Source organism: Nocardia aurantia (assembly GCF_009604425.1).
Taxonomy (GTDB): domain Bacteria; phylum Actinomycetota; class Actinomycetes; order Mycobacteriales; family Mycobacteriaceae; genus Nocardia; species Nocardia aurantia.
In genome coordinates this window covers 339,669-364,404 of the sequence record NZ_WEGI01000001.1, presented here as the reverse complement: position 1 = coordinate 364,404, position 24,736 = coordinate 339,669, and the positions used below count along the sequence as shown (strand labels likewise).

General features: G+C 71.9%; 20 protein-coding genes. 9 read left to right on the top strand and 11 right to left on the bottom strand.

What is annotated here, in order from left to right; translation table 11 throughout:
• Positions 1–33: 33 nt before the first annotated feature.
• The 5 genes from NRB56_RS01695 to NRB56_RS01675 are packed head-to-tail and all read right to left on the bottom strand — an operon-like array spanning position 34 to position 6,811.
• Positions 34–1,158 carry a PP2C family protein-serine/threonine phosphatase gene (locus tag NRB56_RS01695; RefSeq protein WP_153338672.1) on the bottom strand — a complete coding sequence of 375 codons (1,125 nt, stop codon included), beginning with the start codon at positions 1,156–1,158 and terminating at the stop codon, positions 34–36.
• Positions 1,155–3,389: a serine/threonine-protein kinase gene (locus tag NRB56_RS01690; protein ID WP_406603426.1), complete on the bottom strand. Its 2,235-nt coding sequence runs from the start codon at positions 3,387–3,389 to the stop codon at positions 1,155–1,157. Before NRB56_RS01690 ends, NRB56_RS01695 begins: the two co-directional genes overlap by 4 nt.
• Before the next feature lie 59 nt (positions 3,390–3,448).
• Positions 3,449–4,627: a hypothetical protein gene (locus tag NRB56_RS01685; protein ID WP_153338670.1), complete on the bottom strand. Its 1,179-nt coding sequence runs from the start codon at positions 4,625–4,627 to the stop codon at positions 3,449–3,451.
• Between the two features lie 7 nt (positions 4,628–4,634).
• Positions 4,635–5,603 (bottom strand): glutamate ABC transporter substrate-binding protein, encoded by a 969-nt coding sequence (locus NRB56_RS01680; protein ID WP_319942427.1) that lies wholly within the window; start codon positions 5,601–5,603, stop codon positions 4,635–4,637.
• Complete coding sequence (locus tag NRB56_RS01675; protein ID WP_319942426.1) at positions 5,600–6,811, bottom strand: hypothetical protein; 1,212 nt, start codon at positions 6,809–6,811, stop codon at positions 5,600–5,602. The genes NRB56_RS01680 and NRB56_RS01675 overlap by 4 nt, the downstream gene beginning before the upstream one ends.
• A 267-nt stretch (positions 6,812–7,078) precedes the next feature.
• Between NRB56_RS01675 and NRB56_RS01670 the strand changes: the two genes are divergently transcribed.
• The 5 genes from NRB56_RS01670 to NRB56_RS01650 all read left to right on the top strand — a co-directional run bounded on the left by NRB56_RS01670 (position 7,079) and on the right by NRB56_RS01650 (position 11,823).
• Positions 7,079–7,753, top strand: a complete 675-nt coding sequence (locus tag NRB56_RS01670; protein WP_153338668.1) for a phosphoribosyltransferase — start codon at positions 7,079–7,081, stop codon at positions 7,751–7,753.
• Between the two features lie 72 nt (positions 7,754–7,825).
• Positions 7,826–9,049: a cytochrome P450 gene (locus tag NRB56_RS01665; protein ID WP_153338667.1), complete on the top strand. Its 1,224-nt coding sequence runs from the start codon at positions 7,826–7,828 to the stop codon at positions 9,047–9,049.
• 212 nt (positions 9,050–9,261) lie between these two features.
• Positions 9,262–10,107 (top strand): TetR/AcrR family transcriptional regulator, encoded by an 846-nt coding sequence (locus NRB56_RS40385; protein ID WP_227837053.1) that lies wholly within the window; start codon positions 9,262–9,264, stop codon positions 10,105–10,107.
• A 30-nt stretch (positions 10,108–10,137) separates the two neighbouring features.
• Positions 10,138–10,887, top strand: a complete 750-nt coding sequence (locus tag NRB56_RS01655) for an RluA family pseudouridine synthase (protein WP_319942425.1) — start codon at positions 10,138–10,140, stop codon at positions 10,885–10,887.
• A 156-nt stretch (positions 10,888–11,043) separates the two neighbouring features.
• Entirely contained in the window at positions 11,044–11,823 is a 780-nt protein-coding gene (locus NRB56_RS01650) for a metallophosphoesterase (protein ID WP_153338666.1), read from the top strand.
• Positions 11,824–11,832: 9 nt separating this feature from the next.
• Here NRB56_RS01650 and NRB56_RS01645 read toward each other — a convergent pair whose 3' ends face one another.
• Positions 11,833–12,903, bottom strand: a complete 1,071-nt coding sequence (locus NRB56_RS01645) for an AraC family transcriptional regulator (RefSeq protein ID WP_153338665.1) — start codon at positions 12,901–12,903, stop codon at positions 11,833–11,835.
• Between the two features lie 125 nt (positions 12,904–13,028).
• Here NRB56_RS01645 and NRB56_RS01640 point away from each other — a divergent pair, with 125 nt between their 5' ends.
• From NRB56_RS01640 to NRB56_RS01630, 3 genes are all read left to right on the top strand, one after another.
• The gene (locus NRB56_RS01640) at positions 13,029–15,296 is read left to right on the top strand and encodes an ABC transporter ATP-binding protein (protein ID WP_319942424.1); all 2,268 of its coding nucleotides are present in this window, start codon (positions 13,029–13,031) and stop codon (positions 15,294–15,296) included.
• Positions 15,293–16,030, top strand: coding sequence for an energy-coupling factor transporter transmembrane component T family protein (locus tag NRB56_RS01635; RefSeq protein WP_153338664.1), 738 nt, complete (start codon positions 15,293–15,295; stop codon positions 16,028–16,030). The genes NRB56_RS01640 and NRB56_RS01635 overlap by 4 nt, the downstream gene beginning before the upstream one ends.
• 201 nt (positions 16,031–16,231) lie before the next feature.
• Positions 16,232–16,924 carry an ammonium transporter gene (locus tag NRB56_RS01630; protein ID WP_153338663.1) on the top strand — a complete coding sequence of 231 codons (693 nt, stop codon included), beginning with the start codon at positions 16,232–16,234 and terminating at the stop codon, positions 16,922–16,924.
• A 10-nt stretch (positions 16,925–16,934) separates the two neighbouring features.
• Here the strand turns inward: NRB56_RS01630 and NRB56_RS01625 are convergent, their stop codons facing one another.
• The 4 genes from NRB56_RS01625 to NRB56_RS01610 all read right to left on the bottom strand — a co-directional run bounded on the left by NRB56_RS01625 (position 16,935) and on the right by NRB56_RS01610 (position 22,093).
• Positions 16,935–19,199 carry an ATP-dependent DNA ligase gene (locus NRB56_RS01625; protein WP_153338662.1) on the bottom strand — a complete coding sequence of 755 codons (2,265 nt, stop codon included), beginning with the start codon at positions 19,197–19,199 and terminating at the stop codon, positions 16,935–16,937.
• A gap of 176 nt (positions 19,200–19,375) precedes the next feature.
• Positions 19,376–20,053, bottom strand: a complete 678-nt coding sequence (locus NRB56_RS40380) for an antitoxin (protein WP_153338661.1) — start codon at positions 20,051–20,053, stop codon at positions 19,376–19,378.
• A gap of 139 nt (positions 20,054–20,192) precedes the next feature.
• A complete protein-coding gene (locus tag NRB56_RS01615) occupies positions 20,193–21,350 on the bottom strand; it encodes an MBL fold metallo-hydrolase (protein ID WP_153339008.1) in 1,158 nt (385 codons plus the stop codon).
• Positions 21,351–21,376: 26 nt separating this feature from the next.
• A complete protein-coding gene (locus NRB56_RS01610) occupies positions 21,377–22,093 on the bottom strand; it encodes an enoyl-CoA hydratase (RefSeq protein WP_153338660.1) in 717 nt (238 codons plus the stop codon).
• 102 nt (positions 22,094–22,195) lie between these two features.
• Here NRB56_RS01610 and NRB56_RS38595 point away from each other — a divergent pair, with 102 nt between their 5' ends.
• A complete protein-coding gene (locus tag NRB56_RS38595; RefSeq protein ID WP_319942423.1) occupies positions 22,196–23,659 on the top strand; it encodes an NAD(P)-binding protein in 1,464 nt (487 codons plus the stop codon).
• Between the two features lie 177 nt (positions 23,660–23,836).
• Here NRB56_RS38595 and NRB56_RS01595 read toward each other — a convergent pair whose 3' ends face one another.
• The gene (locus tag NRB56_RS01595) at positions 23,837–24,691 is read right to left on the bottom strand and encodes an aldo/keto reductase (RefSeq protein ID WP_319942422.1); all 855 of its coding nucleotides are present in this window, start codon (positions 24,689–24,691) and stop codon (positions 23,837–23,839) included.
• Positions 24,692–24,736 lie beyond the last annotated feature (45 nt).

The following is a 24,736-nucleotide window of genomic DNA, read 5'->3' as shown; positions in this document are numbered from 1 at the left end:
CCCCATCGGTTCTGCTGGCTTCCGACCCCGTGCTCACCGTTGCTCTCCTCCCGTTCGCGACCAAGGTGTGCTCTTCGCGCGGGACTGCCCGGACATGGGCACGGGCACCAGCGCGACCGTGATGTTGTCGCTGCCGCCGCCGGCGAGCGCGAAGTCGACCAGCGCGCTCGCCGCCACATCCGCGGCGGTCGCGGTGGCCATGCCCGCCAGATCGTCGGCGCCGGGCAGATAGTTCCAGAGTCCGTCGCTGCACAGCAGCACCACACCCGGTCCGCGCACCCGGTGGGTGCGGATGTCGGTGGTGTCGGCGGAATCGGTGGAATCCGCGCCCAGCCAGCGCACCAGCGCGTGCGCGCGCGGATCCCGCATCGCCGTGGCCTCGTCGAGTTGGCCGGCGGCCATCACGACCTGCGCCCACGAATCGTCGAGAGTCAGTCGGCGCGAACCGGATTCGGCCGCCAGCCAGTATCCGCGGCTGTCACCGACGTTCGCGACGGTGATCTCGTATTCCGCCTCGCCGGACTCCGCCTGTTCCGGATCCCGGCGCACGATCGCGGAGACGTAGGTGCACGAGGGCGCGTTGCGATCCTGCCCCGCCGTCGCGCGGACCGCCTCGAATGCCGCGTCCAGGCCGATGCGGCTGGCCTGCACCGGATCCCGGCCCGCCGCGAGCGCCGTCACGATGGTCTCGCCGCCCGCACGGACCGCCGCGCCGGACGCGGCCTGCGGATCCGAGGAGGTGGACACCCCGTCGCACAGCACGATCACCGCCACCGGGCCGTGCTCGCCCGCGACGACGCTCGCGGACACCGCGTCCTCGTTGTGCGCGTGGACCTTTCCGCGATGCGTGTGCAACTGCACGGCACCGAGGTCGGCGGCGTTGCCGTCGGGCGGACCGGCCAGCTCACCGCAGCCGGCGCAGTAACCGTCGTCGTCGAAACCGGTTCCGCCGCAACCGGCGCAGGGGGCCGTGCGGTCCGCCGCGGTGGGCGGCAGGATCGCCTGCGGGATCCCGTCGCGCCCGGTCGGGATCGGGAGGGTGGTCGCGGGTTCACCGGCATCGGGACTCAGATCCCGGCCGCAGTTCTCGCAGAACCGGTCCGCGGGCCCGCCGATCTCCGCCCCGCAGGCCGGGCACCGCCTCGTCGTGTCGTTCACAGGACCGACCTCGGCCGGATCTCGTTGGCGCGCTGCACCAGTGCGAAGCGCCGCCACATGTCGCCGGTGTCGTGCGCGACCGCGCGGTAGCACGACTCCAGACCCGCTCGGACGCCGCCGAGGTCGAAGTCGTTGCCCAGCAACGGCGCCGGCGCGGCCCGATGCCCGGCCGCCAGCCAGCGCAGCGAGGTCTCCAGGACCAGGGAGCGGATCGCCACCGCCCGCCGGGTGGAATCCAGCGTCAGCCGGCTCACCCGCTCGCCGCATTCGCGCAGTAGTTCCTCGGTGATCTCCCCGGGATCCCGATCGTGCAGCAGCGCCTCCACCGCCGCGACCCGCGCCTCCGAATACAGCGCTGAGGACGGCTCGACCTGGTCCAGCGCGGTCACCGCACCGTCGCGATCGCCGGCCGCGCGACGCAGCCGGGCCAGGCCGAAGGCGGCCGAGACGTGTGCGCGATCGGTCTGCCAGACGGTCTCGTAGTAGCGGCCGGCCTCCGCGTCCGGGCCGGCGCCGGCCGCGGCGCGGCCGAGTTCCGAAGCCACGGCCAGCGCCAGTTTCGGTGCCGCCTCGCCCGGCAGCGAGCTGTAGACCGCATCGAATTCGGCTGCCGCGGCATCGAATTCGCCCTCGATGAGGCGAGCGCAGGCCCGGAACCAGGACAGTCGCCAGTCGGCTCCGACGACGGCGGCCAGTTCGCCGATGCGGCGGTGGGCGTCGGCGGCGTCGCCGGATTCGATCGCGGCGCGGATCAGCCGCAGCGGGATCTCCACCGACTCGTCGCTGCCGGCGGCGAGGGCGGTCTCCAGGTCCGCGACCGTCGTCTCGGTGGTGACGGCCAGCAGGGCCGCGCCGGGGTCACCGGTGTCGGCCAGCGGAACGGGCAGGGCCGCGACGATCTCGGGCGGCGTGGGCGGCGCGCCGATACCGAAGGGTGCCCGCGGCGGCCCGAAGTTGATCGGCTGCTCCGGCGGCCGGGGCCGGCCGTCACCGGCGGCGAGCACCTCGCGCAGAACCCCGGTCAGCTGTTCGGCCAGCTCCTCGACGGAGCCGAACCGGCTGTCCGGGTCGATGTCGGTGGCCCGCAGCAGGAATCGGTGCAGCGAGTCGTGACCGGCCAGCAGCGGTTCGGTGTCCGGGCCGGGTAGCTCGGCGAAATGCCCGTCGCGCTGCGGCACATTCATCATCAGCACGGCGAGAGTTCTTCCCACGGTGTAGATCTCGGTGGCGACCGTCGGGCCGGTGCGCGCGATCTCCGGTGCCTGGTATCCGGCGGTGCCGTAGATCGGGCTGTCCTCGTCGTCGATCGCGATCACCGCGCCGAGATCGATCAGCTTCGGCTGCTCCGCGGTCAGCATGATGTTGCCCGGCTTGAAATCGCAGTAGGCGAGGTCGAGTCCGTGCAGGTACCCGAGCGCGGGCAGGATGTCGAGCACGTACGCGATCGCCTGGGCGGGCGGCAGATGACCGTCCCGCTCCGCCAGCCGATCCCGCAGCAATTGATCCAGTGAAGTGCCACCGACGTACTCCATCACGATGTAGCCGACCGGGACTCCGTCGGATCCGGTGTGTTCCACGAAATTGAAGATCTTGACGATGTTCGGATGCTCGACCTGGGCGAGAAAGCGGCGCTCCGCCAGTGCGGCGGCCATCGCGGTCGGATCCTCCGAATTGAGCAGACCTTTCAGCACGACCCAGCGATTGCTGACCTTCCGATCGACGGCCAGATAGATCCAGCCCAGTCCGCCGTGCGCCAGCGCCCCCGCCACCTCGTACTGATTGCCGACCAGCTCACCGCGGGACAGCTTGGGCACGAAGGAGAATCGGGTCCCGCAGTGCGGGCAGAAGCCCTCGGCGCGGCCGGGCCGTTCGTCGTGCCCGCGCCCGACCGGTCGTTCGCACTTGGCGCAGAACCGTTTCGACTCCGGCACGCGCGGATCGGTGAGCACCGCGGTCGCCGGATCGACCCGGGGCACCGGCGGCACCTCGACCAGCCCCGCCCCGCGCCGGTTACGCCGCCGCGCGGAGGTGCTGCGGGTGCGCACGGTACGCGCGGTCGACGGGCCTGTCCGGGCCGCGGCCACGGTACCGGGCGGTTCCACGGCCACCGTGCCCGGCGGCTCCGGCGGCTCCGGCGGCGGGGCGTACTCACCGGTGCCGCCGCCCGGCAACGGGATGGCCGCGCCGGGCGACTCTTCCACGGCGCGGCCGGCCGGCGGCTCGGCCGCCATCCCGCAGCGGTCGCAGTAGCCGTCGACAATCGTTCCGGCGCAGCCGGTTTCACGGCACCTCATCCCCGCCTCCCCGATTTCTCCGCGACGATCTGCTGATAGTCGGTGACGGCGCGGGTGAGGGCGGCCAGATCGCACGGCCGCCGGGCCAGCAGGCCGCCGGCGATGCGATGGCAGGCCAGCACGTCGCGGTCCTCGCCGACCCCCAGCCGGGCCGCCTTCGCCTGATAGGCGCCGAGCCGGCCGCGCAGTTCGGCGCGCCGGTCGAGCAGCCCCTGCGCCAGCTCCTCGGCGGCCGCGACGGCCCCGGCGGCGGCCTCGATCCGGCGGCGGAGCTCCAGCAGGGTCGCGGCGGTGGTGGCGGTGGCCGCGCCGGCGGCCAGCACGTTCAGGTCGGCCGCCGGGGCGAGGCCGGGATCCGGATGCCGGGGCAGCGCCGCGGTGAGGATCTTCTCCTCCGCCTCGGCGCGGACGCGCTCGGCCCGGTCGGCGGCGGCGCGCAGCGCGTCGAGGCGGCCCCGGGTCTCGGCGATCGCGGCGGGCCAGTCGGCGAGCAGCGTCCGCAGTTCGGCCAGCGCCTCGTCCTCGCGGCGCACCCGCTCGGCCAGTGCGGCGATCCGCTGGTCGACCTCCGTGGGCGACAGCGACAGCGGGTCGGTGGCCGAACGGGACAGCAACTCCGCCACCGCGGTGGCGACGGCGGTGAGTTCGGCGGTGCCGCCGCCGAGCCGGTCCAGCCCGGCCTGCACCGGCGCCAGGCCGGTCAGCACCCGGGAATTGCGCGCGTCCACGGAGTCCAGGAATTCGGCGATGGCCGGGAAGGTGCGGCGCATCCGGTCGAGGGTGTCGGCGATGCCGACGAACAGCACCCGCTCCCCGGGACCGGTGAGGGTGCGCTGCGCCATCGGGATCGGCGTCCGCGACACCTCGTGCGGACGGTCGCGCAGCAGCCGGGTCAGCTCGGCGCGCTCGGCGTCGGTGGGCCGGTGCCGGCGGGCCCGGATCGCGCGGGCCTCCTCCACGATCGCCTGCACGCGGCCGAAATCCGTCCACATCAGGTCCAGTTGCCGCTGCACCGGCGCCCACCGCTGCGCGGTCGTGCCGGTCGGAGCGAAGCCGCGCAGCAGCGTCAGGCCCGGATGCCGGTCCAGCTCCAGCAGTGTCGCGGTGACGGCGTCGATCTCCCTTCCCCGCGAGGCCAATTCGGTGTCGATCTCGGCAACGGTCAAGGCGTTCATCGTCGCCTCAATCGCTGTAGCGGGCGGCCGGTGGCCCCGGTGACGGGCCCAGGGGCGTGAGATTTGCGGCGTACAGGCGCTGCCAGGTACCGTCGCCGCGGATGCGTTCCAGCACACCGTTGACGAAGCGCACGAAATCCGTCTCGCCCTTGGGCAATCCGACCGCGTAGGGCTCGAAACCCATGGCGTCCCCGACCAATTGGAGATTCGGGTCCTGGGCCGCGAGCCCGGCCAGGATGGCCTCGTCGGTCCGGACCGCGTCGACCTGGCCCTGCTGCAGTTCGATCAGGCAGTCGGTCCAGTTGTCCACGCCTTGAACGACCGGCGGATTCGGGATCGCGAGCAGCGGTGCGGTGGAATCGGATCCGAAGGTGACGCACACCCGTTTGCCGGCGAGGTCCGTGTTGGAGCGGATGCCGGAGCCGATCGGCACCAGAATCCGTTGCGGCGCACGGTAATACACGCTGGAGAAGTCGACGTCGCGGCGGCGGTCGCAGGTCACCGAGAAGGTGCGGACCACCAGGTCGACCTGCCCCTTCTGCAGCGCCGGCACCCGGCCCGCGGTCGAGACCGACCGCAGCTCCACCTTGTTCGGATCGCCGAACAGGTCGCGGGCGATCTCTCGGGCCAGATCGATGTCGAAACCCTGCAATTGGCCGGTGGCCGGATTGCGGTAGCCGAACAGGTAGGTGTTCTGGTCGACGCCGACGGTCAGCCGGCCCTTGGCGAGGATCCGGGCCATCACCGAATTCGGCGGCATGGCACCGGGTTGCGGCTGCGCCCCGGGCCGGAGACTGGCCTCCACGTCGCAGCCGTTGTCCACCGCACCCGACATGGTGATCGGCTGCGCGCCCGGCGGTTGCGGCTGCGCCACCGAGGGCACCGTCGTCACCGGCACCCGGGTATCCGCGCCACAGCCGGCCGCCAGCACCGCGGTGGCGGCCAGCACGACCCGCAACCCTCGCCCGGCTCTCACAGAAACTCCTTCAGCCGCGGCCACAATCCGCCGACGGCGGCGATGGCCGCGAACACCATCAATCCCAGTGTGCCAAGTTCGCAGCCACTCCAGCTGTCGCCGCCGTTGCCGATGTCCTCCCGGAGGTGGTCACGGCTGTCGGCGATCGCGTCGCGCAGCGCGTTGTCGAGATCGGTGAAGCGCCGTGTGGACGAGTCCGGCCCGGTGCCGATCGCCTGGTCGACCGCCGCGAGATAGTTGGCGCCGTTGTACGCGTTCACCTGCAGCGCATGGCCGTCCAGCCAGCGGGCCAGCTGTTGCGGCATCGGCGAACCGGGACCGGCCGCGGCGCCGAGTCGATCGCGCAGCGTGGTGGTCTTGGCCTTGAAATCGTCCTCGGGGGCCTGGGTGTCGCCGCGGGTGATCAGTTCGAGGGTCTCGTCGGTGCGGGCCTGCTGCGCCAGAATCCGTGCCCGCGCGAGGCTCTCGGTGCGTGCCGCCGTACCGCTCGGCCCGCCGTCGATCGCGCCGTGCGCCGCGACGGTCGCGGCCACGATCCACACCAGGGCCAGCACGGCGGCCGCGGCCGCGGCGACCAGCCCGAGATTGAACAGCCGGTTGGTGCGCCGCAACAGGATCCGGGAACCGGCGACCGCACCGGCGACGACCAGGAGCAGCAGCACCACGGTGATCCAGGGCGGCCGGGTGATCACCCGCTGATCCGAGCGCACGGCCGCGTAGCGCTGCGTGGTGAGCTGGGCCGCGGTGGGCAGCAACGAATTCTGCATCAATGCCGACGCCTCGCGCAGATACGCCGAACCGACCGGGAACCCCTGGCGGTTGTTCGCCCGCGCCGATTCCACCAATCCGGTGTAGACGGGCAGGTCGGCGTCGATGCGGGCGACGATCTGCCGGGTGGCCGGATCGCCGACGCCGGCGGTGGCCGCGGCGAGCGCGTTCGCGGCGTCGGTCAGCGACTGCCGGTATTGCGCTCGGATCTGCGGTGATTCGACACCGCCGGACAGGAACGCGCTCGCCGCCGAGGCATCCGCGGCGGACAACGCGACGTACAACCGCTGCGCCGCGTCGGCCAGCGGCTCCTCCCGCTGCAGGGCGGTATCGCGGCGGCCCGTCCGGTCGTTGAGCTCACTCGCGCCGATCAATCCGGTGACCAGGCACAACAATACGGCGCCGAAGGCGATGGCGACCAGTACACCGGGCGTCGTCACGGCGAACCGCCGCAACCACCGAGTCCCGGTCCGCAGTGACTCAGGCAGCCGAGGTGCCAAAATCGCCCCCTCCTCCCTCGTCACGCTATCTCGCCCAGGATGGTACGGGAGGCCAATCGGTCTCGCGCGACGATCGTTTCCACTACCGGGACCCCGCGAACCCGGGGGTTTCCGCATCGCCTCCGACCCGCACGGGTAGAGTGGCCTGCTGTCTTCCCGGGCCGGGTGTGGTGGGCCCTCTTTCGCAACCGACACCTGGTGAAACGGATGCCATTTTTCGACCGCCGCGAAGCGGGCCGCCGACTCGTCGAACGCCTGCGGCCCTTTCGCGGCCCGGAGACGATCGTGCTCGGCCTGCCGTGCGGCGGCGTGCCGGTCGCGTACGAGGTGGCCGCGGCGCTGCGGCTGCCGCTGGACATCGCGGTGGTCCGCCGGCTGGCCGCGCCGGGCTCGCATCAGCAGGCGTTCGGCGCGGTCGCGGAGGGCGGGGTGCGCGTCGTCGACCACGATCTCGTGCGGCGGGCCCTCATCGATCCGGCCGAGCAGGCCCGGGTCGAACGGGTCGCCCGGGAGGCCGTGCGCAACGACACCGTGCGCTTCCGGGCCGGCCGGGACCGGCTGTCGATCGCCGGGTACACGGCGGTGTTCGTCGACGACGGCGTGACCACCGGCGCCACCGCGCGCGCGGCCTGCGCGCTGGCCCGGTCGCGCGGCGCGGCCCGGATCGTGTTCGCGGCCCCGGTCGGCGCCTGCCGGCCCATCCTGGAGTTGTCCGCCCACGCCGATCACGTGGTCTGCCTGGAGACGCCCGCGCTGTTCCACACCCTCGGCCAGTGGTACCGGCACTTCGATCCGGTTCCGCCGGCGCTGGTGTCGGAGCTGCTGGGCCGGGCGAGCGGATCGCGCGCTGCGGCGTCGGCCGGACCCCTCCCGCCGCGCTGAACACGTTCTTGATTTCGGCCATTTCTGCAACAAGTTATAGACAGTCGGCGGTCGTCGTCCTACCGTCGATACATGCACGGCGATATGTCTCACGAGGCTCGGTTCGAACTGCGGTCCGGCGACACCTGGCGCGATCCCTGGGAGATGTATTCCGCACTGCGCGAACATGATCCGGTGCATCATGTGGTCCCGCCCGGCCGCCCGGCGGAGGACTACTACGTGCTGTCCCGGTACCGGGACGTGTACGAGGCCGTGCGCGATCCCGAAACCTTCTCCTCCGCAGCGGGTCTGACCGTCGACTACCACAACATCAGCGAGATCGGCCTGGGCGAGAACCGGCCGTTCGTGTTCACGGACCCGCCCGACCACACCGCGTTCCGCCGCCGCGTCGCGCAGGGTTTCACCCCACGCCAGGTGCAGGAGATCCTGCCCGCGGTACGGGAATTCGTGGTGGATCGGCTCGAGGCACTGCGCGCGGCCGGCGGCGGCGACATTTCGCAGGAACTGTTCAAACCGCTGCCGACCATGGTCGTCGCGCACTATCTCGGTGTGCCCGAGGCGGATCGGCAGCGTTTCGACGCCTGGAGCCACGCCATCGTCGGCGCGTCCGCCACCGGCGCGCTCGCGGGTGCGCAACAGGCGGTCGCCGAATTGGCCGGGTACTTCACCGAACTGGTCGAGCGGCGCCGCCGCGAACCCGGTGACGACACCGTCTCGCATCTGGTCGCCTCGGGACTCGGAGACGACGGGGACGTCGGCGGCATCCTGCGGATCCTCGGCTTCGCCTTCACCATGGTGTCCGGCGGCAACGACACCACCACCGGAAATCTCGGCGGCGCAGTGCAATTGCTGACCCAGTTCCCGGAGCAGCGGCAACGGCTGATCGACGATCCGGATCTGATCCCCGGCGCGGTCGACGAATTCCTGCGCCTCACCTCGCCGGTCCAGGGGCTCGCCCGGACCACCACGCGCGACGTGGAACTGCACGGCGTGACCATCCCGGCCGGCCGGCGGGTGCTGCTGCTGTACGCGTCGGCGAATCGGGACGACCGCGAATTCGGTTCGGACGCGGACCGACTCGACGTGACCCGCGATCCGCGCGGCATCGTCACCTTCGGCCACGGCAATCATCACTGCCTCGGCGCCGCGGCCGCGCGCATGCAGGCAACGGTCACCCTCCGCGAACTGCTCTCGCGCTGCCCGAATTTCACGGTGGACCCGGACGGGGTCGAATACGCCGACGGCAACTACGTGCGCTGGCCGGTACGCGTGCCCTTCCGTGCGGAGGCCGCATGAGCGGGCAGGGGCCGGAGGCGGCAGCGGCGCGTCACCACGCAGACCCCCGCTCATGCCGAACGGACACAGCATGAGCGGGCAGCGCCGGCGGCGGCAAAGCGTCACCACACAGGCCCCCGCTCATGCCGACTGGGCACCCGCATGAGCGGGTCCGGGCGGGAGGCTGCGAAGCATCACCACGGCGACCACCTGCTCATGCCGGACGGACACCGATGAGCGGCTGGCTCAGCGAGGAACATTCGATGTCGGCCGCCGAGCGGATCCTCGACGCGGCCGCCGCGGTGTTCGCCGAGCGCGGTGTGGCCGCCACCCAGATGGCCGATATCGCGAAGGCCGCGGGCTGCTCCCGCGCGACGCTGTACCGCTACTTCGACAGCCGCCGTGCGGTGCAGCGCGCCTTCGTACATCGCGCCGCGCGGCGGGTCGGCGCGCAGGTCGCGGCCGAGATCCGCGAGATCGACGACCCGGCGGCACAACTGGTGGCGGGCGTACTGGCCAGCCTGCGTGTGGTTCGCGCGGATCCCCTGCTGATCGCGTGGTTCCGGCCGGGCGACGCCGGCCTGGCCCTGGAGTTGGCGGAGACCTCGGCTGTCGTCACGGCTATCGCCGACTCGCTCCCGGCAACGGCCGGCACCACCTCGCTCCCAGCGACGGCCGGCACCACCTCGCTCCCAGCGACGGCCGACCGATCCGGTCGAGGCCCTCGCCCGCGCCCCGCCTCGGTCCCGGCGACGGCCGACCCCACCTCGGTCCCGGCGACGGCCGTTCGCAGCGCGCACCCGACGACGGACCCCGCAGCGCCCACAACGACGGCCGTTCGCAGCGCGCCCCCGACGACAGGCCCGGCAGCGCCCTCGGCGGCGGCCACCGGTGTCGCCGGCGATCCGGCCGAGCCGAGCCTGGCGCAGTGGCTGACCCGGGTGATCGTCTCGCTGCTGACCGTTCCCGGCCGGACCGAGGCCGAGGAGCGGGCCATGCTGGAACGGTTCATCGCGCCGCTGGTCCGGACCGGCCCCCGGCCCGCGACCGGCCGACCGGCGGCGCCGACGACCGGCTGAGCGAATCCTGCCGTCCTCTACCCTGATCCGGTGGAGATCAACTGGCCGGAGCTGCGGGAACGCTGCCGCATCGAGGAGGACGAGGCGATCCTCGCGCTGAACAAACCGGCCGGCGTCTCGGTGACCGGTGAGCGGCACGACACCGATCTGGTCGAGCAGGCCGCGGCGCACGGCGAACGGCTGTATCCGGTGCACCGGATCGACAAGGTGACCTCCGGGCTGGTGCTGCTGGCCAAGGATCTCGCCGCGCACGGGCCGCTGACCCGCCAGTTCGGCGAACGCACCGCGGACAAGCGCTACCTGGCCGTCACCGCCGCCACCGGACTCCCGGATCACGGCGTCATCGATCTGCCGCTGAGCGTCGGCCGCAAGAACCGGGTGCGGATCGCGGCGCCGCGCGAGAGCATCACCCGCGTCGGTGACACCTGGACGGTGGACCCACGGGACCTGCTCGCGGGCCGGAACTATCCGTCGCGCACCGAATTCACCACTGTGCACCGCACCGCGACGCACACCGTGCTGGCGGTCCGGCCGATCACCGGCCGCCGGCACCAGATCCGCGTGCACCTCGCCTGGATCGGTTACCCCATCGCCGGTGATCCGCTGTTCGACCGGTCGCAGCGCTGCGACCGCACCCATCTGCACTCCTGGCGGCTGCGCCTGGACGCGCCCTATCGCGACCGCGAACTCGATCTGACCGCCGAGCCCGGCCCGGATTTCTGGGCCACCGGCCCGGATCCGATCACCGCGGACCCGGCCGTGATCCTCGGCGCGGCGTGATCGCCCGGCGGGTGCGGCCGACCCGGGTCATAGCCGGTGGCTATATTCGGTGGCGAGTCTCATGAAGACGCGGGCGCATCCGGGCCTCTAGCCTGAGGAAGGTGCCGGGACCGGCACGTTCGGGCGCAAAGGCGCGATCGGAAGAAAGCGGAGCCGATGATCCTGTTGGCGCAGCTCAGCGACACCCACTTCGACCTGCACGAACGCAATGCCGAGCGAGTCGAGGCGGTGATGGCCTATCTGGCCGACCTGCCGCGCCGGCCCGACGCCATCCTGGTCACCGGCGACATCACCGACACCGGCGAACGCGGCCAGTACGAACAGGCCCGCACCGCGCTGCTCGCCGACCTCGAGATGCGCTTCATGCCCGGCAACCACGACGATCGGGCCGGCCTGCGCGAGGTGCTGCTGCGCGAGCCGCCCACCACCGGACCGCTGAACCAGGCGCTGCGGCTGCCCGGGGTGACCGTCGCGCTGCTGGACTCCACCGTGCCCGGCCGCAGCGACGGCGAGCTGTCCGCCGGCACCCTGGCCTGGCTGGCCGATATGCTGCGCGACACCCCGGCCGCGGACGCGGTGCTGGTGGCGCTGCATCATCCGCCGCTGCCGATGTACAGCACGGTGGTGGATCCGATCCGGCTGACCAACCCCGAACCGCTGGAACGACTGGTGGCCGCCGACGACCGGATCGTGGGCGTGATCAGCGGCCACATGCACGCCATGGGCACCACCCTGTTCGGCGGCCGGCCGCTGGTGGTCGCGCCGAGCGTGGCCTCGCTGATCGGCGGCGTCTGGGAGGTGGCGCGGCCCGGTCAGGTGCCTATCGACTACGGCCCCGACCCGTCGATCCTGCTGCACGTGATCGAGGATCGGCGGCTGACCACGATCGTGCGCACCGTGCCGATGGGGGGCCGGATCGCCGTGCAGCCCAGGTGAATCCGGGATTCACAGGCCCGCGACGGTCACCCGGTCGCGCCGGTACGCCGACGGCGTGGTGCCGGTCCAGCGCCGGAACGCGTAGATGAAGGTGGACGCCTCCGCGTAGCCCAGCCGGATCGCGATATCGCTCACGGAAAGCGGTGTGGCGCTGAGCATCTCCTCGGCCAGGGCGTGCCGGACCTCGTCCAGCAGCGCCCGGTAGCTGGTGCCCGCGTCCACCAGCCGGCGCCGCAGCGTCCGGGTGCTCATGTTGAGATCCTTTGCCACCGAATCGATTCCGGGCGGGGTCGCGATTCCGTCGGCCCCGCCGCGGGGTACCAGCCGGCCGCGTACCTCGGCGGCGATGCCGGTGCGGGCCCGCCGCCGGTGCACCAGCTCCCGGCACTGCGACAGGCACATCGCCCAGGTGTGCTCGTTCGCCTGCGGCAGTGGCTGTTCCAGCGTCGCCGGATCCATCACCAGCAGATTGCGCGATCGCCCGAACCGCGGCCGCACCCCGAGGATCCCGGTCATCAGCTCGGCGTATTCCGGCTCGGCGTAATCGAATTCGGCACGCAGCAGGACCGGCGGATGGCCGAGCAGATCCGTCATCACCTGATGCATGGCCAGCACGTCGCGCTCGACCAGGAACCGGCGGACATCCGCGGGCACCCGCTCGTCCTGCACATACGCCACGTATTCGCCCCCCTCCCAACGGGTCACGGGGATGCAGAAGGTGAAGCTGAGTTCCAGATAGCGCAGCGCGAAGGTGATCGCCTCGCCGAGGGTGGGGCTGGACACGCAGGCGAATCCGAAGATGCCGAAGGTGGTGATGCGATACCGCCGGCCCACCGCGACACCCAGATCGGGCAGGTCGGATCCCAGGGCCCGGACCAGATTACGAATCACGGCCAGCTCGGTCCGCGCGTCGATCTGCGCGTTCGGATCCGACAGCGCCCGATCGGACAGGCCCGTCCCGCGCAACATCCGGGCCGAGGTCACTCCGTGTTCACCGGCGTAACCGACCATCAGCGCCGCACTGGCCACCCCTCTCGGGAAGTCCCAGTCCCGCACATCAGTCTGTTGCACCGTCGCCATCCGCCGATTATGGCCGGAAATACCGATTCGTAGCACCGGTTCGGCGCACTCCGGCACGGTGACGGCGACATCGGCCCGGTCGCGGTGCCGGTCGGTAGCGCGGGACGGCTGGCAGACTTGACGGCGTGACCGCTGTATCCCCGGTCGGCGACGGCCTGCCTCCCGCGCACGGACCGCTGCGCCCGATCGAACTCGCCACCGGCGCGGTGCTCGGCGGCGTCACCGTCGGGCTGGTGACCATCGGCTCGGTGATCCCGTTCGCGGCCGCGTTGCAGCTGGTCGCGGCCGTGCCGATGGGTCTGCTCGCGCAGCGGTACCGGCTGCGGGCGAGTGTGGCCGCCACGGTCGCGGCCACGCTGGTGACCTTCGTGGCCGCCGGGCTGGTGTCCGCGGGCACCGTCGTGTCGGCGGCGACCATCGGCGGGATCATCGGCACCGTGAAGCGCCGCGGCGGCGGGCCGGCGGCCGTCCTCGGATTGTCGGTGCTGGCGGGAATCGGCTGGGCGCTGTTCTCGGTGGGCACGCTGCTGTTGTTCACCCGGTCCCGGGCGCTGCTGTTCGACAACATCCGCAACGCCTCGCGCGGGGTGGCGAACCTGGCCGCGCGCGAACCCGCGCTGCGACCGCTGGGCAACGACGTCGCCACCCTCACCGACCTCGCCCTGCGCTGGTGGTGGGTGCTGGTCGGGGCGAGCGTGCTCGGCGGTGTGCTGGCGGCCGCGCTCTTCTCCTGGTTCGTCCTCGGCCGGGTGCTGGACCGGCTGGAATGGCTGCCCGGCCGCGATCTGCTGGCCGCGCCGCCGGACGATCGGCCCATCGGACCGCTGCCGGTGACGCTGCGCGGCGTGTCGTTCCGCTATCCGGGCGCCCGCGCCGACGCGCTGTCCGGCATCGATCTGACCGTGGACATCGGCGAATTCGTGGCCGTGGTCGGGCACAACGGATCCGGCAAGTCGACGCTGACCAGGGTGCTCGCCGGGCGGCCCCCGACCACCGGCACGGTCGACCGGCCGGGTTCCGCGGGGCTGGGCCTGCGCGGCGGCACGGCCATGGTCCTGCAACGGCCGGAGAGTCAGACCCTCGGCGTCCTCGTCGCCGACGACGTGGTGTGGGGGCTGCCGCGCGAGGCGGCCGCGGAGGTCGACATCGACGGGCTGCTGCGTGAGGTCGGTCTCGGCGGACTCGGCGGCCGGGAGACCGCGACCCTGTCCGGCGGGCAGCAGCAGCGCCTCGCCGTGGCGGCCGCGCTGGCCCGCCGCCCGGTCCTGCTGATCGCCGACGAGGCGACCGCCATGATCGACCCGGTGGGGCGTCGCGAACTGGTCGCGCTGCTGACCGAACTGCCGCGGCGGCATCCGATGGCGGTGGTCCTGGTCACCCATCATGAGGCCGACGCCGCCGCGGCCGACCGGGTGATCCATCTCGCCGAGGGCCGCCGGGTAGACCGCCTGCCCGCCTGGCCGCGGCCCATGGTGCGGCACCGCCGAGCCGCACACACCGCCCCGGGCTACGCACCCCGTACCACTTCCGAGCATGCCGGAACCGCGAACGAATACGCCCCCGCGCCGACCGGATACGGCGGGACCGCGTCCGACCGCATCCGGGTCGCGGCCGAATACGGCGGTGCCGCATCGGGTTACACCGGCACCGGGACCCCGTTGCTGGAACTGCGCGACGTGCGGCACACCTACGATCGCGGAACCCCGTGGGCCGCACCGGCTCTGCACGGGGTCGACCTGGTCGTGCAGCGCGGTGAGGCCGTTCTGGTGGTGGGCGGCAACGGTTCCGGCAAGTCGACGCTGGCCTGGATCATGGCCGGGCTGGTCGTGCCGACCTCGGGTAGTTGTGTGCTGCACGACACCGGCGGATCGCATCCGGTGCACCGGCGGATCGGCGCGGTGGAGCTGGCCTTCCAGCACTCCCGGCTGCAGTTGCAGCGGCAGACCGTCGGCTCGGAGATCGCGGCCTGGGGGCGCAGCGCCGGATCGGGCGCGGTCGGGCGCGCGCTGGACGCGGTGGGGCTGGACCGATCGCTGGCCTCGCGCTCGGTGGAGGAACTGTCCGGCGGGCAGGCCAAACGCGTGGTGCTCGCGGCGATCGTGGCCGCCCGCCCGCAGGTGCTGGTGCTGGACGAACCGCTGGCCGGGCTGGACCCGCAGGGCCGCACCGAGGTCGTGGAACTGCTCGCCCGCCTGCGGGATTCCGGTCTCACCCTGATCGTCATCTCGCACGACATCGAGGACGCCGCGATGCTCTGCGATCGCACCGTCCACCTGGAATCCGGCCGTATCCCGGAAACCGCGGCCACGCCGGCCGCCGCGGCCGCGCCGCAACCCGGACCCGCCTGGAGCACGCCGCTGCACCGGCCCGACGCATTCGAAGGACCACGATGAGCGCGGCGATCCTGCGCGAGGTACCCGTCGACAGCCCGGTGCATCGGCTCTGGGCCGGTACCAAGATGATCGGCGCGTTCGCCGTCAGCGTGCTGCTGATGTTCCTGCCCAGTTGGCCGGTGCTCGCGGTGACAGTGGCGTTCCTGATCGCGGCGGGCCTGGCAGCGCGGCTGCCGCTGGGCACGCTGCCGCGGCTGCCCTGGTGGTTCTGGGCCCTGCTGGTGGTCGGGGGCCTGATCAACGTCCCGGTCGGCGGTGCGGCCGTCGTCCGGTACGTGCAGGTGCTGGTCTTCGGACTGGTGCTGCTGGCCACCTCGTTCCTGATCGCCTGGACCACCCCGATGGGCGATATCGCGCCGGCGCTGGCGACCCTCGGCGCCCCGCTGCGCAAACTCCGCCTGCCCGTGGACGAATGGGCCGTCGTGGTGGCGCTGACGCTGCGCGGACTGCCGCTGCTGCTCGACGAGATGCGGATCCTGCGGGCCGCGCGCCGGCTGCGGCCGCGGGAGAATCTGCTGCAACGGGCCACCGACAACCCGCTGATCGACATCCTCACCGCCGCGATGGCCGTCTCCACCCGCCGCGCGGGCGAACTCGGCGAGGCCATCACCGCCCGCGGCGGCACCGGCCAGCTCACGGCCCGCCCGAACGCACCCGGTCGCCGCGATGCCGTCGCGCTGGCGGTGGTGGCCGTGGTGTGCGTCGGCGCGGTGGCCCTCGATCTGCTGATGTGATCGCGAATTCTCCGAGTTCGCAGCCGATTCCGGACTCTCCACATTTGTGAAACGTGTACGGTTATCTTGATGGGTCCGGCCGCGGCCACCGGGCACGCGGCGGGAAAGCAAAGCAGGGGGTGAGCACGGCAGGGAGTCCCGCGCGCCCGGGACACACCCGGCTCGTCACTTCACCACCTGATGAAGATTGGAATACCCGCAATGAAATTGCGCACCTTCACCACGGCGGCGGTGCCGGTCGCCGTGGCCGTCGCCCTCGGGTCGGGCACGGTTCACGCAGATCCGGTCGTACCGGCGGAGTCCACCGTGCAGACGGCGCCCGCCACGCCGGTGGCACCGACCGCACCGGATGTGCACTATCGGATCACCTTGCAGGACAACATCGTCGAGACCGCCCTGGACAGCGGGACCTTCCGGGTCGCCACTGATCAGCGCACGGTCGACATCGTCGACGCGGCCGGCGGCATCCTGCTGAGCCTGCCGCTGTCCTTCCGCCAGGACGGTATGGAATACCAACTGCCGCACCGGATCAGCGACGACGGCCGGACCCTCGGCCTGACCGCGGTGAAGGACGAGACGACGGCCCGGCCCGCCCCGGTGGCGGCGACTCCGGTCGCCTCCGCGCTGGAGAACGAGCGCGCGCTCGACGCGTTCAACACCCAGCTCAGCGTCGCCACCGGCATCGGGACCCTGCTCGGCACCGCGCTCGGCGCCGTCGCCGGCCTGATCGGCATCGTGGGTGGCGTCACCGTGGTCGCCAGTGTGATCACCGGCGCCACCCTGGGCGGCATCATCGGCACGCTGGTCGTCGGTGGGCCCGCGCTGCTGATCGCGGGTATCGATCTCGCCGGCACCTTCATCGCGCCGCCCGGCACGACCAAGTGGCAGCGCTGATCCGGCGCCGCTAGTCGGAGGCGGGAATCCAGGCCGGGTGCCACAGGCGCCCGGCCTCGGTCCAGTTCATGTACCGCACCGTTCCGGTGATCTTCGGCGTCACCCAGACCGCGTCCTTGCGTTCCACGGCGGTGAGGTCGTTGTCGAACGGGCTGGTCCGCCGCTCCAGGCGACGCAGCGCCGACGCCAGCTCGGCCATCTCCCGCTCGTCGAACCCGGTGCCGACCCGGCCCACGTAGTACAACCGGTCCGCGTGCCACACCCCGATCAGCAACGAGGCGAACGGGCGCGCCGTACTGCGCCGCCAGCCGCCGACCACCACCTGCTGGGTCCGCCAATTGCGGGTCTTGATCCAGGACTGACCCCGCCGGCCCGGTAGATAGACGCTGTCGTGCCGCTTGGCGACGACCCCCTCCAGATCGTGTTCCTGGCTGTAGCGCAACGCCTCCGCGCCGGAACCGTCCAGCCGCGGCGGCACCACCAGCGACGGCGCCCGCGCGGCCAGCGCCTCCAGCACCCGCCGCCGATCCGAATACCGCTTGCGCAGCAACGACGTACCGTCCAGATACAGCAGATCGAAGGCGACGAACACCGCCCGCGCCGCATCCGCTTGCAGCAGGCCGAGATTCGCCGCCCCGTGATCGTCGAACACCACCGCCTCGCCGTCGAAGACGGCCCGGTGCCCGGCCAACTCCTGCCCCAGGCGCGCCAGCCGTGGATAACGCCCGGTGACGACGTTCCCCGCCCGGCTGTGCAGCGTGACCGCGCCGTCGGCGATCTCGGCGATCAGCCGGAAGCCGTCCCACTTGGTCTCGAAGGCCCATTCGGCGGCGTCCAGATCGGAGACGTCGCCGGCGGTCGCCAGCATGGGCGACAGGCCGCGCGGCATCGGCGCGGATCGGCTCGGTGCGGCGGCAACGTCCGAAACCGGCTGTGCCTCAGTACTTTCCGGCTTCATGAGATGCATGAGCCACTGGTTGCCGTTCGTCCGGATGAGCGCGTACCGCCCGTCGAGCCGGGTGCCGCGCAATCGGACGATGACCTCGTCCTCCCGCCACTTCTCCGTCTCGTAGGTGCCGGAATCCCAGATGGTCATCTCCCCGGCGCCGTACTCGCCCTTCGGGATCGCGCCGTGGAAGTCGAGATACTCCAGCGGATGGTCCTCGGTGTGCACGGCCAAGCGGTTCTCGCCGGTGGAGGTCGGCGGACCCTTCGGCACCGCCCAGGACACCAGCACCCCGCCGCGCTCCAGCCGCAGATCCCAGTGCAGGCGGCGAGCGTGGTGCTCCTGGATCACGAACCGTTCGCCGGAACCCTCGGCGGGCGGCTCGGACGGCACCGGTTCCGGGGTGCGGGCCGGATCGCGCATCGACCGGTAGGTGGCCAATGCGTCCGGAACCCGTTCCGGCAGTGGCGGATCCAGCCCGGCGAGCAGATCGCCGCCGTCCCGCCAACGGGCCAGCACCTCGTCGAAACCCAACTGCCGCAGGCTCTTTCCCTGCTCGATCTCGTCCCAGGACCGCGGCGCCGCCACCGTGGGCCGCTCCCGGCCGCGCAGCGAGTACGGCGCGATCGTCGTCTTCGCGGGATTGTTCTGGCTCCAGTCCAGGAAGACCCGGCCCGGCCGGGCCGACTTCGCCATCGTGGCCGTGACCAGCTCCGGGTGCAGCCGCTCCAGCCCGGCGGCCAGCTGCTTGGCCACCGCGGAGGCGCCGTGCCCGGTCAGCATCCGGTCCAGCGGGACGTAGATGTGAATTCCCTTGCTGCCGCTGGTGACCGGATACGCGTCCAGCCCGGCGTCGCGGACGGTATCCCGAATCGACAAGGCCACCACCGCGCACTCGGCCAGCCCCACACCCGGCCCCGGATCCAGATCGAACACCAGCCGAGTCGCCGGACCGCGCTCCTCCCCGCGGAAACGCCATTGCGGCACATGAATTTCCAGCGCCGCCTGCTGCCCGATCCAGGCCAGCCCCGCGACCGAGTCCAGCAGCGGATAGGTCACCCGCCGATCCGAATGCTCCACCGAACGCCGCGGCAACCACTTGGGCGCGTGCGCGGGCAGATTCTTCTCGAAGAACGACGGCTCCGCTACCCCGTTCGGCCACCGCTTCCGGGTGACCGCCCGCTCCGCCACATGCGGCAGCAGGGCGGGTGCGATGTGCGTGAAATAGTCGACGACCTGCCCCTTGGTGGTGCCGGTGGCCGGATACAGCACCTTGTCGAGGTTGGTCAACTCAACCTCGACACCCCCGAAGTCGCGACGGGAGACCATGCTCGCAGTGTAAGGGGTGACCCCGACAACTCGGTCCGAACGGCACCCCGAGGGATGGTCTCGATGGTTCGAGACAGCCGCCCACCACTCCGGAGGCGGAGCCCGGTGCTGCGGATTACTTCTCGGTCGCGCTGGGCGGCACTCGATTTCGAGTGCCGCTCAGCGCGAGCGTGATCTCACTCCTTCGTGGGCTCGGCGGCCGGCTTCGGTTCCTCGGGGGCGGAATCCTCCGGAGCCGCGGGCTCGGGGGTGGATTCCTCGGCGGCCACGGGGACCTCGGTGAGCGGCTCGCCGATCGCGGACTCGGGAACCGCAGCTTCGGCGACCGCGGGCTCGGGGGTGGGGGCCGCGGCGTCGGCGACGGCTTCCTCGGCGGGCACGGCGACGGGCGGCTCACCGATCACCGACTCCGGAACGGCGGCCTCCGCGGGCGCGGGCTCGGCCGCCTCGGCCGGTGCGGGCTCCGCGGCGGCGGCCGGTTCGGGCTCGGCGGCAGCGGCCGGTTCGGGCTCCGCGGCAGCGGCCGGTTCGGGCTCCGCGGCAGCGGCCGGTTCGGGCTCCGCGGCAGCGGCGGTCTCCGGAGAGACCGCCGCCTCCTCCGCAGCCGGGGGCTCGTCGGTGGCCGCCGGTGCGGCGGCCTCGCTGCCGGGCGCGGACTCGCCGGCCGGTGCCTCCGGGATCACGCTCTTGACAGCGCCGGTGCCCTTCTCGATCTTGTCGGTGTACTTGCCGCCGGTCTTCTCGTCGATGAATCCGCCCGCCTTGTCGACGGCCTCGTGAATCTTGTCGGCGTTGTCGGCAGCGAGTTCCTTGCCCCGGCCAACCAATCCCTTGAGCGTATCGATCAGACCCATCGGACCCTGCACTCTCTATTCGCTGTTGTCACTGCGGCTGTCACTGCGGCGGTGCCGCTGATGTTCACTGCGGCGGTGCCGCTGATGTTCACTGCGGCGGTGCCGCTGATGTTCTCACCGCGGCGGTGTCGCTATGTTGTCACTGCGGCGGCAATGCCGCACTGCGGACATTTTCCCACCACGGGTCCTGTGGTTGCAGCGCATTGGGGTCGATCCGCTCACCGGGAATCGGCACCGCTACCGGGGTGCCCGCGGCGCGGGCGGCGGACACCAGCCGGCGCACCGGTTCCGCCCATTCGTGGAAGGCCAGATTGAAGGTGGCCCAGTGGATCGGCACCAGCAGGCCGTGGCCCGGATCGCCGGCGCACACGTCGGCGTGTGCTCGCACCGCCTCCTCCGGATTCATGTGCACATCCGGCCAGTGCACGTCGTACGCGCCGATCGGCAGCAGGGTCAGGTCGAACGGTCCCTCGGTGGCGCCGATCTCCGCGAACGCGCTGGTGTAGCCGGTGTCGCCGCCGAAGTACACCCGCCGCGACGGGCCCCGCACGATCCACGACGCCCAGAGCGTGGTGTTGCGGGTCAGGCCGCGGCCGGAGAAGTGCCGGGCCGCGGCACAGGTCAGCACCAGGTCGCCGGAGTCGTGCGCGCGGCCGAGGTCGGCCAGCGAAACCGAAGCGCCCCAATCCAATTCGATGATCCGGCGATCCGGCACGTGCCAGCCGCGCAGGTGCGCGCCGATCCCGAGCGGCACCACGAACGGGGCGTCGTGCCCCTCGACCAGCCCGCGTACCGTCTCGCGGTCCAGGTGGTCGTAGTGGTCGTGGGAGATGACGATCGCGTCCAGCGGCGGCAACTCCCGCAGCGGTACCGGCACCGGGTGCAGCCGGGCGGGCCCGACCAGCGCGGACGGCGACACCCGTTCGCTCCACACGGGATCGGTGAGGATGCGGTAGCCGTCGACCTCGAGCAGCGCCGAGGCGTGCCCGTACCAGGTGACGGCCAGTTCCGCAGCCCGGTCCGGGACCTGGGGCACGGCCAGCGGGATCGTGCCGGGCGGCCGGCCCGCACCCTGCCGGGTCAGCGCCGAGAACAGCAACGAGATCATCGAACCCGGCCGGACCTGGACACTCGGCTCGGTGTTGTGGAACTGGCGGTTGCGGTAGCCCACGGCGCCCGTGGCGACCGGCGCGATCGCGGCGGCGGAGGCGCCCATCGCGGACGGGATCTCCCACACCGCCCGGACCACCCAGCTCACCCCGGCCACACCGGCGGCCGCCAGCGCGATCTTCCGCATCGTCGCGAGCGGTCGGCGCACGCCCCTCACCGGCCCACGAACTTCGGGGCCCGCTTCTCCCGGCGCGCCGCCATCGCCTCCTCGGCGTCGGCGCTCATCCAGGCCGCCCGCAGGGCCGCGGCCTGTTCCGGCGTCTCGGCTCCGTCGTCGTTGAGGACCATCTTCAGGTGCCGCAGCGACAGCGGCGCCAGCGTCGCGATCTGCTTGGCCCACGCCTGCGCCTCCTCCGGCGTCCCGATCCGGTTGGCGTAGCCGAAGGTGTACGCGTCGGCCGCGGGGATCAGCTCCGCGCCGAGCAGCATGGTCCGGGCCGGACCGCCGCCGATCAGCGCGGCCAGCCGCCGAACGGTCCAATTATCCAGCGACACACCGAGTTTCGCGGCCGGAATGCCGACGAAGGCGTCCGGTGAAAGCACCCGCAGATCGGAGGCCAGCGTCAGCTGCACGCCCGCGCCGAGCGCACCGCCGTGGATCGCGGAGATCACCGGGACGGGCGAGTTCTCCACCGCTTTCAGCATCGCCATCAACGCGCGCAGGAACTGTTCCGAATGAGCTCCGTCGAGATCGGCCCCGGCGCAGAAGATCGGCCCCGCTCCGGTGAGCACGATCACCCGGGCCTCGGCCGCGGCGGTCGTCACCGCCTCGTGCAGCGCCTTCACCAATTCCTCGTTGAGGGCGTTGCGGCGCTGCGGGCGCTGCAGTTCGATGGTGACCACGTCCCCATCGCGGCTCACACCCAGCATGGTTCGGACCTCCCCGGTCGTGCGACGAGCATTGACGCCTTCACTGTAGGTGGCCGACGGTTGCCCGGCCGCACCCGACGCACCAGCGGTACTGTGACGATGGTGACCACCGCCGACGTCGACATCCTCGTGATCGGCGCGGGCCAGGCCGGCCTCTCGGTGGGGTACCACCTGCGCCGCCTCGGGCTGCGACCCGGACAGGACTTCCTGATCGTCGACCACGCGCCCGGACCGGGCGGCGCCTGGCAGTTCCGCTGGCCCTCGCTCACGCTCACCACGGTGAACCGGGTGCACGATCTGCCGGGGATGTCGTTCGCGGAGACCCTGCCGCCGGGCTCCGACAACGTCCCCGCGGCCACCGCCGTACCGCACTACTTCGCGCTGTACGAGCAGCGCTTCGAACTCGCCGTGCACCGCCCGGTGTCGGTGCGGGTGGTGTGCGACCGGGCCACCGCCGCCACCTGCCCGATCGGCGAGGCCGACGGCCTGCTGCACGCCGAAGCCGTGCCCGGCCCCGCCGCCGCACCGCCGCCGGACGCAGGGCCGCCGGGCTCCGGACCGGCTGCGGACCACGAGCCGAGAGTGCCGTCCGGGCTGGATGGGTGGCCGACCACAGCCTGGAGCACCGGCCACGAGCCGAGTCCGGTCCCGGCCGAGCGGGAGCTCCCGGTCACCGGCCGGGCGGCACGGCGGGCCGCCGACGCGCAGACCGGCACGATCACCGACCGCGAGCCGGGCCCCACCGGCCCCGGAGCGCGACCGGCCGCGAACGCGCGGGCAGAGGTGATCGCTTCCGAGGCCGGGCCGGCACCCACGACTCGGCCCGCGACGACCTTCCGAGTGCGCGGCCTGGTCAACGCGACCGGCACGTGGGAAAAGCCGTTCATCCCGTACTACCCGGGGGCCGAGACCTTCGCCGGACGGCAACTGCACGCACACGACTACCGGACGGCGGCCGAATTCGCCGGTGCGCACGTCGTCGTGGTCGGCGCGGGTATCTCGGCGATCCAGCTGCTCGACGAGATCTCGCAGGTGACCACCACGACCTGGGTGTCGCGCACCGAACCTCGTTGGCGCGAAACCCCGTTCAGCCCGGACGACGGCCGGCGTGCGGTCGCGCTCGTGGAGGACCGGGTGCGACGCGGCCTGCCCCCACGCTCGGTGGTGTCGGTGACCGGGCTGCCGGTGGACGACCGGATCCGCGCGGCCCGGTCGCGCGGAGTGCTGCGATGGCATCCGGTGTTCCAGCGCATCGAACCCGAGGGGGTGCGCTGGGCGGACGGCACCTTCCAGCCCGCGCAGGTGATCCTGTGGGCCACCGGATTCCGCAGCGCGCTGGACCATCTCGCGCCGCTGCGGTTGCGCGGGCCCGGCGGCGGCATCACCATGACCGGGCGGCTGGCCACCCAGGTCGCCGCGGACCCGCGCATCCATTTGATCGGTTACGGGCCCTCGGCGAGCACGATCGGCGCCAACCGCGCCGGGCGGGCCGCCGCCGTCGAGCTCACCGAATACCTGAGCCCGCCCGGCCGCCGAGCACGCCGCACCGGACCCGAACCCGGGTAGGCCGCAGAGCCGTCGGACCACGTCGACCGTGGCGCGCCGGCGATCCGGACCGGCCAGAACCACTCACCCGGCGAGCCGGACCGAACGACCAGGTCACTCACTGGGCGACCCGGATCGAGCCGAGCGGGACACGCGGCAGTTCGCCGGGGTTCCGGTGGCAGCGGGCGGCCGAGCGGTCTACACGAGCCCGAGGGTGAACTCGTCCGGGTCGGGCCCGATGCGGTTGGCCGTGTCCAGGCCGCTGATGCGCTGCATCTGGTCGGTGGTCAGCTCGAAGGAGAAGACGTCGAAGTTCTCCTCGATGCGCGACGGCGTGACCGACTTCGGGATGACGATGTTGCCCAGCTGCAGATGCCAGCGGATGATCACCTGCGCCGGGGTGCGTCCGGTCTGTTCCGCGATCTCCACGACCGTCGCGTTCTTCAGCTCGTTGCCCTGGCCGAGCGGGCTCCACGCCTCGGTGGCGATGCCGTGCTCGGCGTGGAAACCGCGCAGCTTCAGCTGGGACAGACTGGGGTGCAGCTCGATCTGGTTCACCGCGGGGGTCTCGCCGGTCTCGGCGATCACTCGCTGGAGATGATCGGCGGTGAAGTTGGAGACGCCGATCGACCGGATCCGGCCCTGCGACTTCAGCGCCTGGAAGGCCCGGAAGGTGTCGACGAACCGGTCCGCCTGCGCCGCCGGCCAGTGGATCAGGTACAGGTCCAGGTACTCGAGGCCCAGCTCGCCCATGCTCTTGTCGAAAGCGCGCAAGGTGGAGTCGTAGCCCTGATCGGAATTCCACAGCTTGGTGGTGAGGAAGATTTCGTCGCGCGGCACCCCGGATTCCCGGATGGCGCGGCCGACCTCGGCCTCGTTCCCGTACGCCGCGGCGGTATCGATGCTGCGATACCCCACCTCGAGGGCCGTCGCGACGGTGGCGAACGCCTCCTCGCTGGCCACCTGCCACACCCCGAAACCCAGCTGGGGAATGACGTTTCCGTCGTTCAGGACGACGGTGGGCACAGTGCTGCTTGCGCTACTGAAGGTCACCTTTCCGACGGTAGAAGCGGTTTCCGGACGCGTCAACGACATGTC

What these genes read in the sequence shown, in the direction of transcription:
- NRB56_RS01690 (WP_406603426.1), bottom strand. Translation starts at nt 3,389, where the DNA reads ATGGCGGCCGAGCCGCCGGCCGGCCGCGCCGTGGAAGAGTCGCCCGGC.
- NRB56_RS01685 (WP_153338670.1), bottom strand. Translation starts at nt 4,627, where the DNA reads ATGAACGCCTTGACCGTTGCCGAGATCGACACCGAATTGGCCTCGCGG.
- NRB56_RS01670 (WP_153338668.1), top strand. Translation starts at nt 7,079, where the DNA reads ATGCCATTTTTCGACCGCCGCGAAGCGGGCCGCCGACTCGTCGAACGC.
- NRB56_RS01665 (WP_153338667.1), top strand. Translation starts at nt 7,826, where the DNA reads ATGCACGGCGATATGTCTCACGAGGCTCGGTTCGAACTGCGGTCCGGC.
- NRB56_RS40385 (WP_227837053.1), top strand. Translation starts at nt 9,262, where the DNA reads ATGAGCGGCTGGCTCAGCGAGGAACATTCGATGTCGGCCGCCGAGCGG.
- NRB56_RS01650 (WP_153338666.1), top strand. Translation starts at nt 11,044, where the DNA reads ATGATCCTGTTGGCGCAGCTCAGCGACACCCACTTCGACCTGCACGAA.
- NRB56_RS01645 (WP_153338665.1), bottom strand. Translation starts at nt 12,903, where the DNA reads ATGGCGACGGTGCAACAGACTGATGTGCGGGACTGGGACTTCCCGAGA.
- NRB56_RS01635 (WP_153338664.1), top strand. Translation starts at nt 15,293, where the DNA reads ATGAGCGCGGCGATCCTGCGCGAGGTACCCGTCGACAGCCCGGTGCAT.
- NRB56_RS01630 (WP_153338663.1), top strand. Translation starts at nt 16,232, where the DNA reads ATGAAATTGCGCACCTTCACCACGGCGGCGGTGCCGGTCGCCGTGGCC.
- NRB56_RS01625 (WP_153338662.1), bottom strand. Translation starts at nt 19,199, where the DNA reads ATGGTCTCCCGTCGCGACTTCGGGGGTGTCGAGGTTGAGTTGACCAAC.
- NRB56_RS40380 (WP_153338661.1), bottom strand. Translation starts at nt 20,053, where the DNA reads ATGGGTCTGATCGATACGCTCAAGGGATTGGTTGGCCGGGGCAAGGAA.
- NRB56_RS01615 (WP_153339008.1), bottom strand. Translation starts at nt 21,350, where the DNA reads ATGCGGAAGATCGCGCTGGCGGCCGCCGGTGTGGCCGGGGTGAGCTGG.
- NRB56_RS01610 (WP_153338660.1), bottom strand. Translation starts at nt 22,093, where the DNA reads ATGCTGGGTGTGAGCCGCGATGGGGACGTGGTCACCATCGAACTGCAG.